General features: G+C 69.3%; 13 protein-coding genes. 7 read left to right on the top strand and 6 right to left on the bottom strand.

All coding sequences use genetic code 11. The features are described from left to right. Window positions 1-225 precede the first annotated feature (225 nt). The 6 genes from H521_RS0102310 to H521_RS21055 form a co-directional block, all read right to left on the bottom strand. Window positions 226-2,118 (bottom strand): ABC transporter permease, encoded by a 1,893-nt coding sequence (locus H521_RS0102310; protein WP_156891247.1) that lies wholly within the window; start codon window positions 2,116-2,118, stop codon window positions 226-228. Window positions 2,119-2,121: 3 nt separating this feature from the next. Further along, the gene (locus H521_RS0102305; RefSeq protein WP_022891418.1) at window positions 2,122-3,285 is read right to left on the bottom strand and encodes a type 2 periplasmic-binding domain-containing protein; all 1,164 of its coding nucleotides are present in this window, start codon (window positions 3,283-3,285) and stop codon (window positions 2,122-2,124) included. 44 nt (window positions 3,286-3,329) lie between these two features. Beyond that, window positions 3,330-4,454, bottom strand: coding sequence for an ABC transporter ATP-binding protein (locus tag H521_RS21065; RefSeq protein WP_022891417.1), 1,125 nt, complete (start codon window positions 4,452-4,454; stop codon window positions 3,330-3,332). An 84-nt stretch (window positions 4,455-4,538) separates the two neighbouring features. Then, window positions 4,539-6,056: a DHA2 family efflux MFS transporter permease subunit gene (locus H521_RS0102295; protein WP_022891416.1), complete on the bottom strand. Its 1,518-nt coding sequence runs from the start codon at window positions 6,054-6,056 to the stop codon at window positions 4,539-4,541. Window positions 6,057-6,090: 34 nt separating this feature from the next. After that, window positions 6,091-7,707, bottom strand: a complete 1,617-nt coding sequence (locus tag H521_RS21060) for an LVIVD repeat-containing protein (RefSeq protein WP_022891415.1) — start codon at window positions 7,705-7,707, stop codon at window positions 6,091-6,093. A 130-nt stretch (window positions 7,708-7,837) separates the two neighbouring features. Further along, window positions 7,838-8,803, bottom strand: coding sequence for a LysR substrate-binding domain-containing protein (locus H521_RS21055; RefSeq protein WP_022891414.1), 966 nt, complete (start codon window positions 8,801-8,803; stop codon window positions 7,838-7,840). 84 nt (window positions 8,804-8,887) lie between these two features. Here H521_RS21055 and H521_RS0102280 point away from each other — a divergent pair, with 84 nt between their 5' ends. From H521_RS0102280 to H521_RS0102250, 7 genes are read left to right on the top strand one after another with little or no spacing between them, the layout of a single operon-like run. Beyond that, complete coding sequence (locus H521_RS0102280; protein ID WP_022891413.1) at window positions 8,888-10,393, top strand: 2-hydroxymuconic semialdehyde dehydrogenase; 1,506 nt, start codon at window positions 8,888-8,890, stop codon at window positions 10,391-10,393. Continuing rightward, window positions 10,390-11,193, top strand: a complete 804-nt coding sequence (locus H521_RS0102275; RefSeq protein ID WP_022891412.1) for a 2-keto-4-pentenoate hydratase — start codon at window positions 10,390-10,392, stop codon at window positions 11,191-11,193. Before H521_RS0102280 ends, H521_RS0102275 begins: the two co-directional genes overlap by 4 nt. After that, on the top strand, window positions 11,190-12,119 hold the full coding sequence (locus H521_RS0102270; RefSeq protein WP_022891411.1) for an acetaldehyde dehydrogenase (acetylating): 930 nt from the start codon (window positions 11,190-11,192) through the stop codon (window positions 12,117-12,119). The genes H521_RS0102275 and H521_RS0102270 overlap by 4 nt, the downstream gene beginning before the upstream one ends. Then, complete coding sequence (gene dmpG / locus H521_RS0102265) at window positions 12,116-13,201, top strand: 4-hydroxy-2-oxovalerate aldolase (RefSeq protein ID WP_022891410.1); 1,086 nt, start codon at window positions 12,116-12,118, stop codon at window positions 13,199-13,201. The genes H521_RS0102270 and dmpG overlap by 4 nt, the downstream gene beginning before the upstream one ends. Beyond that, window positions 13,198-13,995 (top strand): 2-keto-4-pentenoate hydratase, encoded by a 798-nt coding sequence (locus tag H521_RS0102260; protein ID WP_022891409.1) that lies wholly within the window; start codon window positions 13,198-13,200, stop codon window positions 13,993-13,995. The genes dmpG and H521_RS0102260 overlap by 4 nt, the downstream gene beginning before the upstream one ends. Beyond that, window positions 13,988-14,467 carry a RidA family protein gene (locus H521_RS21050; protein WP_051159127.1) on the top strand — a complete coding sequence of 160 codons (480 nt, stop codon included), beginning with the start codon at window positions 13,988-13,990 and terminating at the stop codon, window positions 14,465-14,467. The genes H521_RS0102260 and H521_RS21050 overlap by 8 nt, the downstream gene beginning before the upstream one ends. After that, window positions 14,464-14,988 carry a 3-hydroxyanthranilate 3,4-dioxygenase gene (locus H521_RS0102250; RefSeq protein ID WP_022891407.1) on the top strand — a complete coding sequence of 175 codons (525 nt, stop codon included), beginning with the start codon at window positions 14,464-14,466 and terminating at the stop codon, window positions 14,986-14,988. Before H521_RS21050 ends, H521_RS0102250 begins: the two co-directional genes overlap by 4 nt. The last annotated feature ends 2 nt before the right edge of the window (window positions 14,989-14,990 follow it).

Below are 14,990 nucleotides of genomic sequence, written 5' to 3'. Positions count from 1 at the left end.
GATGCGGCAATGGTAGGTCGGGCCGAGCGGATGCCTCATAGCCCGCGTGTACACCCGAAGGCACTTCACTGGACATCAGGTACATGGCTCGTGCACCCGATGAAGACGGTGCTCAGCGCCGTTGCTGGCCTACGCCGACTTCGTCTCCGTCGCGACCGACGACGACCGTCAGCCGCACGGCATCCCTGTCGTCGCACTGTCCGGTCATCTCGCTCCTCCTCGTCGTCAACGCTTCGCGGTCAGCTCTCGCTGATCGCGAAGATCTTGCGCGGCGACGGCACGGGTGTCGGGCGCACCCGGCACGACCGGCGGCACCACGGGTGTCGAGCTCACCCCGAGCAGCGGCGTGCGCCGCTTCGCGCGACCGATCGCGCCGAGCGACACGGCCCACTGCAACCCGTAGCCGATCGCGAACACGAGGAGCGTGAAGATCAGGGCCATCGCTGCACCTTGGTCGGGCGCGTAGAGCTGCGCCGATCGCGGGCTGATCATCGCGTACATGTACACCGACAACGGCCGGGATTCGGGTGTCGCCAGGAACGCCGGCAGCGTGAACTCATTGGTGCCGAGCACGAACATCTGGATCCACACGGCGAAGACCGTCGGCATGAGCAGCGGTGCGACGATGCGCCGGAAGCCCTCGAGCGGGCTCGCGCCGCTGACGAGCGCGGCCTCCTCCAGTTCCATGCGGATCTGGAGCGTCGCGCTGTACCCGGCCCGGTAGGCGATCGACACGCGGTACGAGTAGGCGATCACGAGCGCCGCGATGGTGCCCGCGAGCGGGATCACCGGGTTGATCACCATGAACGTGAGGAACATCGCGAAGCCGGCGATGACGGCGGGGATCGCGACCGACGAGGACGCGAACAGGTCCATCGCCTTCGTCCAGCCGGTGCGCCTCGTCCTGGCGATGCCGTACGCGAGCACCGTCGCCGCGACGCACGCGATCGTGGCGCTGGCGCCCGCGATGATCAGGGTGCGGCCGAGCGAGGCCCAGAACTCGGGGTCGCCGAGCACGGCGCCGAACGAGCCGAACTGCGTCTGCTCGACGAGGGCGGTGAACGAGAACGCGATCGGGTACGGCGTGATCGCCGACCAGAACAGGGCGAACAGCGGAAGGATCGCCGTGAGCAGCACGAAGACGAAGATCAGAATCATCACCGGGATGCGCCAGCCGCCGAGCTTCATGACCGTGGGCCGGAACCCCTTGCCCGAGATCGAGGCCCGGCGCTCGGCATTCCTGGTCGCGCGGAGGTAGACCACGAAGGCGATCGTCGTGATCACGAGGAACACGCAGCCCCAGGCCGCGGCCAGTCCGTACTGCGGCAGCTCGCCGGCCCCCGCGCTGATGAGGTTCCAGAGCTTCAGCGCGAAGATCGACTGGCCGCTCTCCTGACCGAACAGGAGCGGAACCTCGAGGCTGCCGAGGCCGAGGATGAAGGTCAGCACAGCCACGCCGAGCAGGCCGGGCCACAGCATCGGCAGGGTCACGCGCCGCAGCGTCTGCGGCCAGGATGCCCCGGAGACGCGGGCGGACTCCTCGAGCGATCCGTCCATGCTCGTGAGGATCGGCACGATCATGAGGAAGGGGAACGTCACGTTCGTGAGCGCCTGGATGAAGGTCATCGTGACGAACGAGTACGGATCGATCACGAGGTCGCCCGGCAGCAGGCGCAGGAGCTGGTTGAGCACGCCCGACTCGGGCGAGAGCATCAGCAGATACGCCTGCGCCTTCACGATCGGGGGGATGATGAAGGGCACGACGACGAGCACGGAGATCACCCGCCGGAGCGGCGCGTCGGTGCGCACCGTCACCCATGCGAGCCCGAACGCCATCGCGAGCGAGAGCACGGTCGACCCGCCCACGAATGCGGCCGTCGAGCCGATGACCGCCCAGAAGTCCTCGCGGAGCTCCCAGAGGGTCACGAAGTTCTCGGCCGACCACTTCGCGGACGAGACGCCGAACGGCAGGAACGGACCACGGAAGGCCGTGATGACCTGAACGGCCAACGGGATCGCGAGGAGGAGGAAGATCACCGCTCCGGCGATGATCGTCGCGATCTTCATCGAGGTCGGCCGAGTGCGCCCGGCCGTCGTGGTCCGTCCTGCCTGAGACACGTGCTATCCGTTCAGCGCCGCGTCCGCGGCGTTGATCATCGCGATCCAGTCGTCGCGGGTTTCGGCGGTCTCCGTGACCGCCCCGCCCTGCAGGCCCGCCAGGAGCGCGTCGGCGTTGGTCTTCATGAGACCGGTCGCCGAGTCGAACAGCGAGGTCGGCAGGCCCGGGTAGGGCACCTGCGTGGTGGAGTAGCGCTCGTCGGTCATGCGCAGCTCGAGCCAGTCGGGGTCGTACGCGTTCCAGAGCGACCACAGCATGGCGCCGGCCTGGTTCTTCGCATCGACGTTCACGCCCGAGAACTGGGCGAACACGCCGGAATCCTCGTACGGCGAGACCGTGAGGCTCGGGTTCGGGTTGAACAGGGTCTGGCCGAGCGCGATCGGCACGTCGCCGCTCGACAACTGCGAGTCCTGATCCTCGAGCACCTGCAGCGTGCCCGACGACTTCAGCTCGCCGATGAGGTCGAGCATCGCGTCCTCGCCCTCCACCATGCCGTACCCGGCGAAGACGTTCGCGTTGTAGCTCGCGACCGACACCGTGCCTTCGTACTGCGGATCGAGCAGGCCGGGGAGCGTGGCGGGCGCCTCGATCTTGTCGGTGTTGACCTGCATGAGCGAGCCGTTGACACTGTCGGGCAGCATCGCGGGGTCGCCGATCGTGAAGTACTCGGCGGGGACGCCGAACTTCGTCCAGTCGATGTCGGCCCAGTACCCCTCGTCGGTCATCGTGGCCGCCGACACGAGCGAGCCCGAGATGATGTCGGTGTTGCGCGAGCCGGTCGTCTTGGCGGAGATGATCGCGGACGACAGGTTGTAGGTGAGGCCGCGCGTCTCGATCTTCAGGTCGGGGTAGCGGGAGTTGAACTCGGCGATCACGTCGGGCGAGAGCTCGTACCAGTCCCAGATCACGAGCTTGCCGCCGTCGGTCTCCTTGGCGGTCTCGTACAGGGCGTCCATCTGCTCGTCGATCTGGGGCCAGAAGTCGTCGTAGAAGTTCTCGCACCGCGTGATCGCGCCGATCTCGACGGCCTCGCAGTCCGCGAGCACGACGTCGCCGGTCGGTTCGATCGGGCCCGCCGCTTCCGTGGGGGTGCTGCAGGAGCTGAGCAGCAGCATGCCCGCCGCTCCGAGGGCGATCAGCCCGCTCCGTGCTGTGAGTGTGTTCATGATCCGGATGTCCTCTCTGACGTGGATCTGGGGTTGGGGTGGATCTATGCCGCGAGCACGCGGCACGCCTTGGGTGTCAGTTCGATGAAGATCGCGTCGCCCGTCGCGGGTGAGTTCAAGGGCGCTCCGCGCCCGACGATGCTGCCGACGACGCTCTGGCCGTTGAGGATCTCCGCCTCGTACTCGACGATCTCGCCGAGGAACTCCACTCGCACGACCCGCGCCGGCACCACGTTCGGGCGGTCGGGCTCAGCTTCGTGCCAGCGCACGCTCTCGGGCCGGAAGGTGACCGTGACGTCGGTGCCCTTCGCGACCCCGCTCGGGCAGGGCGTGATCAGGCGGGTGCCGAACGCTTCGACGACCGCGTCGCCGTCGCCGTCACGGTCGCGGACGACGGCGGGGATCATGTTGACCCTGCCCACGAAGTCCGCGACGAACCGGTCGGCGGGCTGGTAGTAGAGATCGCGGGGTGCCGCCTCCTGCACGATGCGGCCCTGGTTCATCACCGCCACCCGGTCCGACATCGACAGGGCTTCGGACTGGTCGTGGGTGACGTAGAGCGCGGTGATGCCGAGCCGTTGCTGGAGGCTGCGCAGCTCGTTGCGCATCGTGTCGCGGAGCTTCGCATCGAGGTTGCTGAGCGGCTCGTCGAGCAGCAGCAGTCGCGGACGGTGCGCCAGCGCTCGGGCGAGGGCGAGTCGCTGCTGCTGGCCTCCCGAGAGCGCGGTGGCCGGCCGATGGGCGAATCCATCGAGCTGCACGAGCTCGAGCGCCTCCATCGCGCGCTTCTTCGCCTCCTTCTTCGGTAGCTTTCCCTCCGACACCTGAAGCGGGAAGACCGCGTTGGCGAAGACGGTCATGTGCGGCCAGATCGCGTAGTTCTGGAACACCATGCCGACATCCCGCTTGTCGGGCGGCACGTGCCGGGACCCGGTGGAGAGCACCTTGCCGTCGAGTGAGATCACGCCGCCGTTGCTGTTCTCGAGGCCGGCGACGCAGCGGAGCGTGGTCGTCTTGCCGCAACCCGACGGGCCGAGGAGCGAGGTGAAGGTGCCGGGCTCGATCGTGAAGGTGACACCCTTCACCACGGGAATCTCCGCACCGTCGAGCAGGTACTGCTTCTCGAGGCCGTCGACGACGAGTCGACCGCCGCCGCTTGCGTGAGTCATGTCGCGCTCAACTTTCCGTGACGATTTTGTATTCTGGATCCCGCTGAATGGGCTGGATGTCCGCCGTGGGCACGTCGATGGACATCAGCGCGCGCCGGCCGAATCCGACAACGATCCGGCGTCGGATGTCCCGGCCGCTCGTTCCTCGCCCCAGCCGACGGTGACCTTCGGCTTCGCGAAGAACGCCACCACGACCGCACAGACCGTGAACCCCGCGACGGCGAGCCAGAGCGACTGCGCCATCGCCGCGGAGAAGCCCGCTGCGAACTCGGCGGGCACCGCCCCGCCCTCGCCGGGCCGTGCCTGCTCGGCGTCGAGGCCGGGCAACTGCACGGCGAGGGCGTAGCTCATCAGCGCGGCGATCGCCGCTGAGCCGAGCACCGACCCGACCTGCCGGGTCATCGTGTAGACGCCCGACCCGGCGCCGGCGAGGGCCGACGGAAGGTTCCGGGTCGCCGTCGACGCGAGCGGGGCGAAGATCCCCGAGACGCCGAGCCCGAGCAGCGCGGAGGGCAGGAGGAGCAGCCAGTACGGGACATCCGGACCGAGAAGTACGGCGTAGCCGCCGAGCGCGAGCGCCGACGTCGACAGCCCCGCGAGCGCGACCCATTTGGGATCGACCCGGTCGCTGAACCGCCCGACGAGCGGGGAGAGCAGGCCGGAGACGACGGCCATCGGCACGAGCATGAGCGCGGCCTGCGTCGGGGTCAGCCCGCGCGCGATCTGGAAGTAGTAGGCGAGCGGCAGCGGCATGGCGGTCATCGCGAGCCCGACGAGCGAGATCGCGACGTTCGAGAGGGCGAAGTTGCGGTCGCGGAAGAGTCCGAGCGGCAGCAGCGGCTCGGTGCGGTTGAACGCCTGCCACACCACGAATGCGGCGAGCACGACGATGCCCGAGATGATGATGCCCCAGACCGTGATCAGACCGGTGATCGTGCCCCAGTCGTACGCCTGCCCCTCCTGGATGCCGAACACGACGAGGAACATGCCGACCGCGCTCAGCACCACGCCGAGCCAGTCGAAGCGGTGCCCGTGCTTCTCGAGATCCGGCACGAAGCGCCACGCCGCGACGAACGCGACGACGCCGACCGGCACGTTCACGAAGAACACCCACTCCCAGCCGAGCGAGTCGACGAGCACGCCGCCGAGGATCGGGCCGACGAGGGTCGCGACTCCCGCCACCGAACCCCAGAGGCCCATGGCGGCGCCTCGCTGGTTCGGGGGGAAGACGCGGGCGATGACGGCCATCGTCTGCGGGGTCATGAGCGCCGCACCGAGGCCCTGCACCGCACGCGCGGCGATGAGCGTCGTGATGTCGCCCGACAACCCGCACCAGAGCGACGCGAGCGTGAACACCACGAGCCCGGCCAGATAGACCCGCTTCGGCCCGAACCGGTCGCCGAGCCGACCCGTGATGAGCAGCGGCACCGCATAGGCGAGCAGGTACGCGCTCGTCACCCAGATCACGGCCGTCAGGTCGGTGTCGAGGTCGGCCATGATCGCCGGGTTCGCGATCGACACGATCGTCGTGTCGACGAGGATCATGAAGAACCCGATGACGAGCGCCCAGAGGGCCGGCCACGGCCTGGATTTCTGATTCATGGTCGACTTTCGCGGGGGACGATTCGGCGCCGGTTCAGCTCACGACGGGGGGCGGGGTCGGCAGCCCGACGACCGGCTCGCCCAGCAGGGGCGTGGAGACCGCGTAGATGCCGTGATTGGCGAACAGCCAGATGAGGTTGCGGTCCCATTCGACGAAGATGCCGTGCACCGGTGCGGCGAGGTCGTCGTCGTCCTTGAGCCCCATCGGGGGCACGTAGTACGCCCCCACCTTCGGGTTCTCGGGGTCGCGCACGTCGAAGATCTGGAGCCCAGCCGCATAGAACGCGTACGGGATGACCCCGCCGTGCGGCGTGCCGGTGTTGGTGAAGTAGCCCGAGCGCTTCGGCCCGAACGAACCGCGACGCTGCGCCCAGTCGGTGAACGCCGCCTCGGCCGGCGGCATCGGGCGCGGCATCGTGCGGACGAGCCGCGGCTGCGCCGGGTCGCTCACGTCGATCTGGTAGATCTCCTTCGCCGGTTCGTAGCAGTCGGTGTTCATCGGGTAGCCCGAGACGTAGACGTACCCGGTCTCCTCGACCTGGGTGGTGTCGACGTTGTCGCCCTCGGTGCCGGCGACGCTCACCGGGAGGTCGCACCAGCCGACGTGGTGGATGTTCGACGGGTCCGAGACATCCAGGACGAAGAAGCCCTGGCCGCCCTGCGCCGCGTAGCCGTACTTCCAGCCCGACTCGACCGATCGCGGCATGAAGATGCCCATGCGCGAGCCGAACCACGAGGTCTTGTTGTTCCAGCGCTCGTTGCCCGCGAGGTACTCGGAGTCGGCCTCTTCGCCGGCGCGGGTGCCGGGCACCCACCAGGTCGACAGGTGCACGGGGTTGGCCGGGTCGGAGACGTCGTAGGCGGCATGGCCCGCCGCCCAGAGCGTCGTCTTGTACGGCTGGTTCGTGAAGGTGTTGTCGGGCGCGGTCGCCACGAACAGGTACTTGTCGCCGTAGTAGATCGGCAGGTCGAGCACGCCGTTGCCCTCCTGCACCTCGTCGGGCCCGTGGTTCGGGTCGGTCGAGACCTCGGTGAGCAGGGTCCAGTCGCGTGGGGTCGGACCATTCACCTCGAACACGCGGAAGCCGCGCAGGCCCTCCCACTCGAGGAGCTGGCCCTCGACGGTGGGGTCGGTCCACTTGTTCGCGACCCGGCCGTTGAGGAAGTAGCGCGGCGTCTCGTTCGCCTGGATCGCGATGTGCTTGCCGAGCTGCTCGTTCCACTGCACCGTCACGGCGCCGAAGCTCGGGCCGCTCCAGGGCAGGGTCTCCTCGTCGACGATCACGAGGGCGCGCGGGTCGGTGATGTCGTAGACGTTCCACCGGTTGCCGCCGCCGTAGTGCAGCATGTAGCGCCGGCCCTCCCAGTCGTAGATCGACTGCCACGAGTGGCTCGTGTTCACGACGATCGGGTAGAACGCCTCGGATGTCGCGTTCAGGCTGTACGTCTGGGCGTCACGGTACGGCAGCTGCCCGGGCCAGTCGACGAAGACGTCGCGGGGAACCGAGGGCGTCGATGCCGGCGGCAGGAACGAGCCGTCGGGCTGCATGCCCCAGCTCGCCGGATCGGGGTCCGTCGGCTCACCGTCGACGCGCTCGAAGTCGTCGGGGCGGTACTTCTTCGCATCGGGCACGTAGGGAGAGCCGGCCATGTCGCCTCCAGGGTTCGCAGAACATCGGGTGCATCGGTCGACGCGGTGAGGCGTCGTGCACTCAGCGTCGCGAGATCAACCGATGCTGTCCAATATCTATCCGGCTCGCAGCCATGACCGTTCGGGCATATCAGCCCAGGCGACGAGACTCCGATTGCGTGAAGTCGCGTTCGAGTTCGGCGAGCCGTGCTCCCTCTTCGCGCAGATGCACGAGCAATGCAGCGGCAGCCCCCGACGGCGCACGATCCTTCGGCACGGTGACGCCGACGGAGCGCCGGATCGAGCTCAACGGTGTCGGGAGGATTCGGAGCTCGCGGTCGTCGACCGCGATGAACATGGGCAGTGCCGCGATGACGTCGGTCGACACGAGGAGGTTTCGCAACGTGAGCATCGACGTGCACTCGACCCGGTCGGCCGGCAACGGCAGGCCCTCGTGGAAGAAGACCGCCTCGAGCTCAGCCCGCAGCGCGGTCTGCGCGACCGGGAAGATCCACGGATACGCGATCAGGTCGGCAAGGGAGGTCCGCGAACCGCCGTGCACCGGATGCCCCGCACGGGCGACGAGGCGGATCGGCTCCTGGTGCAGGCGCTCCTGCTCGAGCCGCACCGGCACCGTCGGCGACAGGCGCCCCACCGTGAGGTCGAGGTCGCCCGCGAGCAGCAGCTGCTGGAGGGTATCGGGCGTGCCCTCGCGCACGACGACGGTGAGCCGAGGGTGCTCGGCCTTGAGGCCGGCGATGGCCCGCGGCAGCAGCAGGTTCGAGCCGGCGAGGTGTGTGCCGACGGTCACGGTGCCGAGCTGGCCCGACTGCAGCAGGCGCACCTCCTCGCCCGCCGTGCGCAGTTCGGCGAGCACCGAACGGGCGCGCTCGATGAACGCGTGGCCGTACTGCGTCGGCACGACGCCGCGCGGTCGGCGCTCGAAGAGCGGCACGCCGAGCAGTTCCTCGACCTCGCGCAGCGCCCTCGTCACGACCGGCTGAGTGATGTGCAGCGACTCGGCGGCACGCACGAGCGTGCCCTCGTCGGCGATGGCGGCGACGAGAACCAGATGCCGAATCTTCAGCCGTCCGTCGAGGAGGCGATCAGTGCCCACGCTTCGGAACTATAGCCGTGGGGGCATGGCAGTGCCACAAGTGGGTATTTGTCGGCATCACCTCCAGTTCCTAGCCTGATCCACATGAGCTCCCAGACGACGTCGCTGCGTGCGACGGTCCCGACACCGCAGCCGCCCTGCCAGCTGCGCAATTTCATCGGGGGCCAGGCGGTCGACGGCGTGCGCACCTTCACCAAGGTGAACCCCGTCGACGGTTCGCCGATCGCCGAGGTGCACGAGGCCGGCCGGCACGAAGTCGACCGCGCAGTGGCCGCCGCCAGAGCCGCACTCGACGGCCCTTGGGGCCGCATGTCGGTCACTGAGCGCGCGACGATGCTGCGTTGCATCGCGGATGCCATCGAGCGGCGCACTGACGACCTCGTCGCCGCCGAGGTCGGCGACACCGGCAAGCCCGAGACCCTCGCGAGAGACCTCGATGTCGCCCGGGCTGCGGCGAACTTCCGCGCCTTCGCCGACATCGTCTCGGCCGCAGGCCTCGACTCCTTCCTCACCGAGTTGCCCGACGGACGCCGCGCGCTCAACTACGCGGTGCGCAAGCCGCTCGGCGTCGTCGCCGTGATCGTGCCCTGGAACCTCCCGCTCCTGCTGCTCACCTGGAAGCTCGCCCCGGCGCTCGCGACCGGCAACACCGTCGTGGTGAAACCGTCGGAGGAGACGCCGTCGTCGGCGACCCTGCTCGCCGAAATCCTCGTCGAGGCCGGCCTGCCCGTCGGCGTCGTCAACGTCGTGCACGGTTTCGGCGCCGACTCTGCCGGGGAGCTGCTCACGACGCATCCGGGCATCGACGGGGTCACGTTCACCGGCGAGTCGTCGACCGGCTCGGCGATCATGCGCGCCGTGGCACCGCGGGTGCGCCCGGTGTCCTTCGAGCTCGGCGGCAAGAACGCCGCCGTCGTGTTCGCCGATGCCGATCTCGATACGGCGATCGCGGGCCTGGCCCGCTCCACCTACCTGAATACCGGGCAGGTGTGCCTCTGCACCGAGCGCATCTACGTCGAGCGCTCGATCTTCGCCGACGTGGCCGACGGCCTCGCCGAACAGGCCGCGCGCCTGCGCCTCGGCCGCCCCGAGAACCCGGCCACGACGACCGGCCCGCTCATCTCGCCGCAGCACCGCGAGAAGGTGCTCGGGTACTTCGAGCTCGCGCGCGAAGAGGGCGCCACCGTGCTCGCCGGCGGCGGAGTGCCCACCCTGGGCGACGGCCTCGACGCCGGCTCCTGGATCGAGCCGACCCTCTGGACCGGGCTCGACAACTCGCACCGCGTGGTGCGCGAAGAGATCTTCGGCCCGGTCGCCGCTCTCATCCCGTTCGACACCGAGGAGGAGGCCATCGCGCTCGCCAACGACACCGACTACGGCCTCGCAGCCGTGACGTGGACGAGCGACCTCACCCGCGGTCACCGGGTCGCCCAGCGCATGCGCGTCGGCATGTCGTGGGTGAACACCTGGTACCTGCGCGATCTGCGCAGTCCCTTCGGCGGCGTCGGCCTCTCGGGCATCGGCCGCGAAGGCGGCCACCACTCGCTCGAGTTCTACACCGAGCCGACGAACGTCTGCGTGCAGCTGTGAGCGCCGCGGCACTCGCCGACGAACGACTTCGGCTCGCCTCCGAGACGGGCACCCCGTGCGCGCCCGTGCGTGACCTCATCGGCGAGGTCGATCTCGACGAGGCCTATGCCGTGCAGTCGCTCGGCATCGACCGGCGCATCGCCGGCGGGAGCCGGATCGTCGGCCGCAAGATCGGCCTCACCTCTGCGTCGGTGCAGGCGCAGTTCGAGGTCTACACGCCCGACTACGGCGTGCTGCTCGATGACATGGTCGCCGCCGACCGCGAACCGCTCGAGCTCTCGCGCTTTCTGCAACCTCGCGTCGAGGCCGAGGTGGCCTTCGTGCTCGGTCGCGACCTCGACTCCCCCGCCACCCACGTCGCCGACGTGCTGCGAGCGACCGAGTTCGTGCTGCCGGCGATCGAGGTCGTCGACTCGAGGATCGCCGGCTGGGACATCCGCATCACCGACACCATCGCCGACAACGCCTCGAGTGGCGCGATCGTGCTCGGCACGGTGCCGCGCTCGCTCGACGGGCTCGACCTCGCCGCCACGGGCATGAGCCTCGACCACGACGGCGAGGTCGTCTCGACCGGCTCGGGCGCCGCGTGCCTCGGCAGCCCGGTCATCGCGGTGGCCTGGCTCGCTCGGGCCCTCGCCCGACACGGCCGGCCGCTGCGCGCGGGCGAGGTGGTGCTCTCGGGCGCCCTCGGCCCGATGGTCGCGGTGACCGGGCCCGGCGTGTACCGAGCCCGTCTCGACGGGCTCGGCGAGGTGCACGCCGACTTCATCGACTCGCGACCGGAAGGAGCCCTGGCATGACCACGGGCATCGCCATCATCGGCTCGGGCAACATCGGCACCGACCTGTTGATCAAGGTCAAGCGGCTCTCGAGCACTCTCCACGTCGCCGCCATGGTCGGCATCGACGAGCACTCCGACGGGCTCGCCCGCGCGCGCCGACTCGGCGTCGCGACCACGCACGAGGGCGTCGACGGGCTGCTGCGCATGCCGGAGTTCGCCGAGGTCGAGCTCGTGTTCGACGCCACCTCGGCGAGCGCGCACGCCCGCAACGACGCACTGGTGCGCAATCGTGGCCGCATCATGGTCGATCTCACGCCCGCGGCGATCGGGCCGTATGTCGTGCCCGTCGTCAATCTCGACCAGCATCTCGGCGCCACGAACGTGAACATGGTCACCTGCGGCGGCCAGGCCACCGTGCCGATGGTGGCCGCCGTCTCACGTGTCGCATCGGTCGCCTACGCCGAGATCGTCGCCTCGATCGCCTCGAAGTCGGCCGGGCCGGGCACGCGGGCCAACATCGACGAGTTCACCGAGACCACGTCTCGTGCGATCGAACGCATCGGCCGCGCAGAGCGGGGCAAGGCGATCATCGTGCTGAACCCGGCCGACCCGCCGCTCATCATGCGCGACACGGTCTACTGCCTCGTCGACGGCGAGGTCGACGAGGCCGCCGTGCGCGCCTCCGTCGACGCGATGGTCGCCGACGTGCAGGGCTATGTCGGCGGGTATCGCCTCAAGCAGGAGGTGCAGTTCGATGCCGTCGACGAGGCCTACGTCCCGGCGCTCGACCGCGCGTTCCGCGGCACCCGGGTCACAGTGCTGCTCGAGGTGGCCGGCGCCGGCCACTACCTCCCCGAGTACGCCGGCAACCTCGACATCATGACGAGCGCGGCGCTGCGCACGGCCGAGCGCCTCATCGCCGACCGTATGGAGGCCACCGCATGACCGAGTTCGCAGCAGCCACGCATTCGGCCGAGACCGGCGCGACCGACGCAACCGCGACCGGCGCACCGCGGGTGTACGTGCAGGACGTCACCCTCAGGGACGGCATGCACGCCGTCGCGCACCAGTACTCGGTCGACGACGTCCGCGAGATCGCCACTGCGCTCGACGCCGCCGGCGTCGACGCGATCGAGGTCGCGCACGGCGACGGGCTCGGCGGGTCGAGCGTCGCCTACGGCCACGGCGCCAGCACCGACGAGGCGTGGATCGAGGCCGCCGCCTCGGTGCTCCGTCGCGCCAAGCTCACGACGCTGATCCTGCCGGGCATCGGCACGATCGATCAGCTCGCCCGCGCCCGCGACCTCGGCGTGACGAGTGTGCGGGTTGCGACGCACTGCACCGAGGCCGACGTCGCCGCCCAGCACATCGAGTGGGCACGCGATCAGGGCATGGATGTCTCCGGCTTCCTCATGATGAGTCACATGAGCCCGCCCCGAGCACTCGCCGAACAGGCCAAGCTGATGGAGTCGTACGGCGCGCAGTGCGTCTACGTCACCGACTCGGGCGGGCGGTTGACCATGGGCGATGTCGCCGAGCGCATCGATGCCTACCGGGCCGTGCTCGAGCCCGAGACCCAGATCGGCATCCACGCGCACGAGAACCTCTCGCTGAGCGTCGCGAACAGCATCACAGCGGTCGAGCATGGCGCGTTCCGCGTCGATGCCTCGCTCGCCGGGCAGGGCGCCGGCGCCGGCAACTGCCCGATCGAGGCGTTCATCGCCGTCGCGAACCTGCTCGGATGGGAGCACGGCTGCGATCTGTTCGCGCTGCAGGACGCCGCCGAATCGCTCATCCGGCCCCTGCAGCGACGCCCGGTGCGCGTCGACCGCGAGACCCTCACGCTCGGCTACGCGGGCGTCTACTCGAGCTTCCTGCTGCACGCCGAACGTGCGGCCACGCGGCACGGCCTCGATGCCCGCGACATCCTCGTCGAACTCGGACGCCGCCGCATGGTCGGCGGCCAGGAGGACATGATCGTCGACGTCGCGCTCGACCTCATCGCCGCGAGAGCCGGCGCAGCATGACCGCCGCGGCCGCCTTCGCCGCGGCGCTCGACAAGGCGCAGCGCACCGCATCGCCGATCCGGCGGCTCGCACCGGATGCGACGATCGGCCTCGGCACGGCGTACGCGGCGCAGCATGCACTGATCGCGCGCCGCCTTGCCCGCGGCGAGCACGTCGTCGGCGTGAAGCTCGGGTTCACGAGCCGCGCGAAGGCGCAGCAGATGGGCGTCTCCGACGTCATCATCGGCACGCTGACCGACGCGATGCGCATCGACGACGGTGGAACGTTCGACCCGCGCACCGCCATTCACCCGCGCATCGAACCCGAAGTGGCCTACCTGCTCGGAACCGATCTCGACGAGGTCGACGCCGATGCACGCGGCTCCGCCTCGGCGATCGCGGCCGTCGCACCCGCCCTCGAGATCATCGACTCGCGGTACCGCGACTTCCGGTTCTCGCTCGATGACGTCGTGGCCGACAACACCTCAGCCGCAGCCTTCGCCATCGGCCAGTGGGCCGACCCCGCACACGCCGGCGATCTCGGCAATCGCGGGGTGCGGCTCGAGATCGACGGCCGACCGGTGCAGACGGGATCGACCGCAGCCGTGCTCGGCCACCCGCACCGAGCGATCACCGCCGCACGGCGCCTCGCGGCCGCGCACGGCTTCGCCCTCAGTGCCGGCATGGTGCTGCTCGCCGGAGCCGCGACCGCCGCGGTGCCGGTGCCCGCGCGCGGGTGCATCGAGGCGGTCGTGACCGGCCTCGGGCGGGTGTCGGTTCGGGTCGACCGCAACGAACGGATCAGTGATGCCTGAACACGACATGGGCGTCACCGACGCCAGCGGCGCCGTCACCGTCGCAGGCAAGGCCGTGCCCCGGGGCCGCTTTCCGCATGCGCGGGTCTCGGGCGACCTGGTCTTCGTGTCGGGCACCTCGAGCCGGCGCCCCGACAACACGATCGAGGGCGCCGAGGTCGACGAGTTCGGCACCACGCACCTCGACATCGCGGTACAGACCCGCGCCGTCATCGAGAACATCCGCGAGGTGCTCTCGGCCTGCGGCTGCTCGCTCGGCGATCTCGTGCAGACGACGAGCTACCTCGTCGACATGAACGACTTCGGCGGCTACAACGCGGTCTGGGCCGAGTACTTCGACGAGAACGGCCCCGCCCGCACGACCGTCGCCGTGCACAGCCTGCCGCATCCGCATCTTCGCATCGAGATCCAGGCGGTCGCGAGGCGTGCCGAACCGGCTATCAGCACCACCACAACCGAGGAGGAACCATGAGCACCATCCCACCCGTCATCGACTTCGCCGCGTGGATCGAGAAGCACGAGCACCTCCTGAAGCCGCCGGTGAACAACAAGCAGGCCTGGGAGCCGATCGGCGACTTCATCGTGCAGGTGGTCGGCGGCCCGAACCAGCGCACCGACTTCCACTTCGATCCCTACGAGGAGTGGTTCTACCAGTACCGGGGCAACATGCATGTGAACGTGCAGACCGACGACGGCCTGCAGCGCATCGACATCCGCGAGGGCGAGATGTGGCTGTTGCCCGGCGATGTCTACCACTCCCCCCAGCGCCCCGAGGCGGGTTCGATCGGCATCGTCATCGAGCGCATCCGCGAGGAGGGCACGCTCGAGAAATTCGCCTGGTTCTGCCCGAACTGCAACACGAAGGTGCACGAGGTCGAGCTGCAGGTACGCGACATCGTCGAAGACCTTCCGCCCGTATTCCGCGACTTCTACGAGAGCGAAGAGGGTCGCACCTGCCCGAATTGCGGGGCAGTCCACCCCGGCAAGGGCTGAAC

This window comes from Agromyces subbeticus DSM 16689 (assembly GCF_000421565.1).
Taxonomy (GTDB): domain Bacteria; phylum Actinomycetota; class Actinomycetes; order Actinomycetales; family Microbacteriaceae; genus Agromyces; species Agromyces subbeticus.
The sequence above is the reverse complement of the archived record's forward strand: the minus strand, read 5'-3'. Positions and strand labels throughout refer to the sequence as shown.

Excerpts from the sequence above, each read along its gene's own strand:
- H521_RS21060 (WP_022891415.1), bottom strand. The coding sequence starts at position 7,707 with ATGGCCGGCTCTCCCTACGTGCCCGATGCGAAGAAGTACCGCCCCGAC.
- H521_RS0102250 (WP_022891407.1), top strand. The coding sequence starts at position 14,464 with ATGAGCACCATCCCACCCGTCATCGACTTCGCCGCGTGGATCGAGAAG.
- H521_RS0102260 (WP_022891409.1), top strand. The coding sequence starts at position 13,198 with ATGACCGCCGCGGCCGCCTTCGCCGCGGCGCTCGACAAGGCGCAGCGC.
- H521_RS21050 (WP_051159127.1), top strand. The coding sequence starts at position 13,988 with ATGCCTGAACACGACATGGGCGTCACCGACGCCAGCGGCGCCGTCACC.
- H521_RS21065 (WP_022891417.1), bottom strand. The coding sequence starts at position 4,454 with ATGACTCACGCAAGCGGCGGCGGTCGACTCGTCGTCGACGGCCTCGAG.
- H521_RS0102305 (WP_022891418.1), bottom strand. The coding sequence starts at position 3,285 with ATGAACACACTCACAGCACGGAGCGGGCTGATCGCCCTCGGAGCGGCG.
- H521_RS0102270 (WP_022891411.1), top strand. The coding sequence starts at position 11,190 with ATGACCACGGGCATCGCCATCATCGGCTCGGGCAACATCGGCACCGAC.
- H521_RS0102295 (WP_022891416.1), bottom strand. The coding sequence starts at position 6,056 with ATGAATCAGAAATCCAGGCCGTGGCCGGCCCTCTGGGCGCTCGTCATC.
- dmpG (WP_022891410.1), top strand. The coding sequence starts at position 12,116 with ATGACCGAGTTCGCAGCAGCCACGCATTCGGCCGAGACCGGCGCGACC.
- H521_RS0102280 (WP_022891413.1), top strand. The coding sequence starts at position 8,888 with ATGAGCTCCCAGACGACGTCGCTGCGTGCGACGGTCCCGACACCGCAG.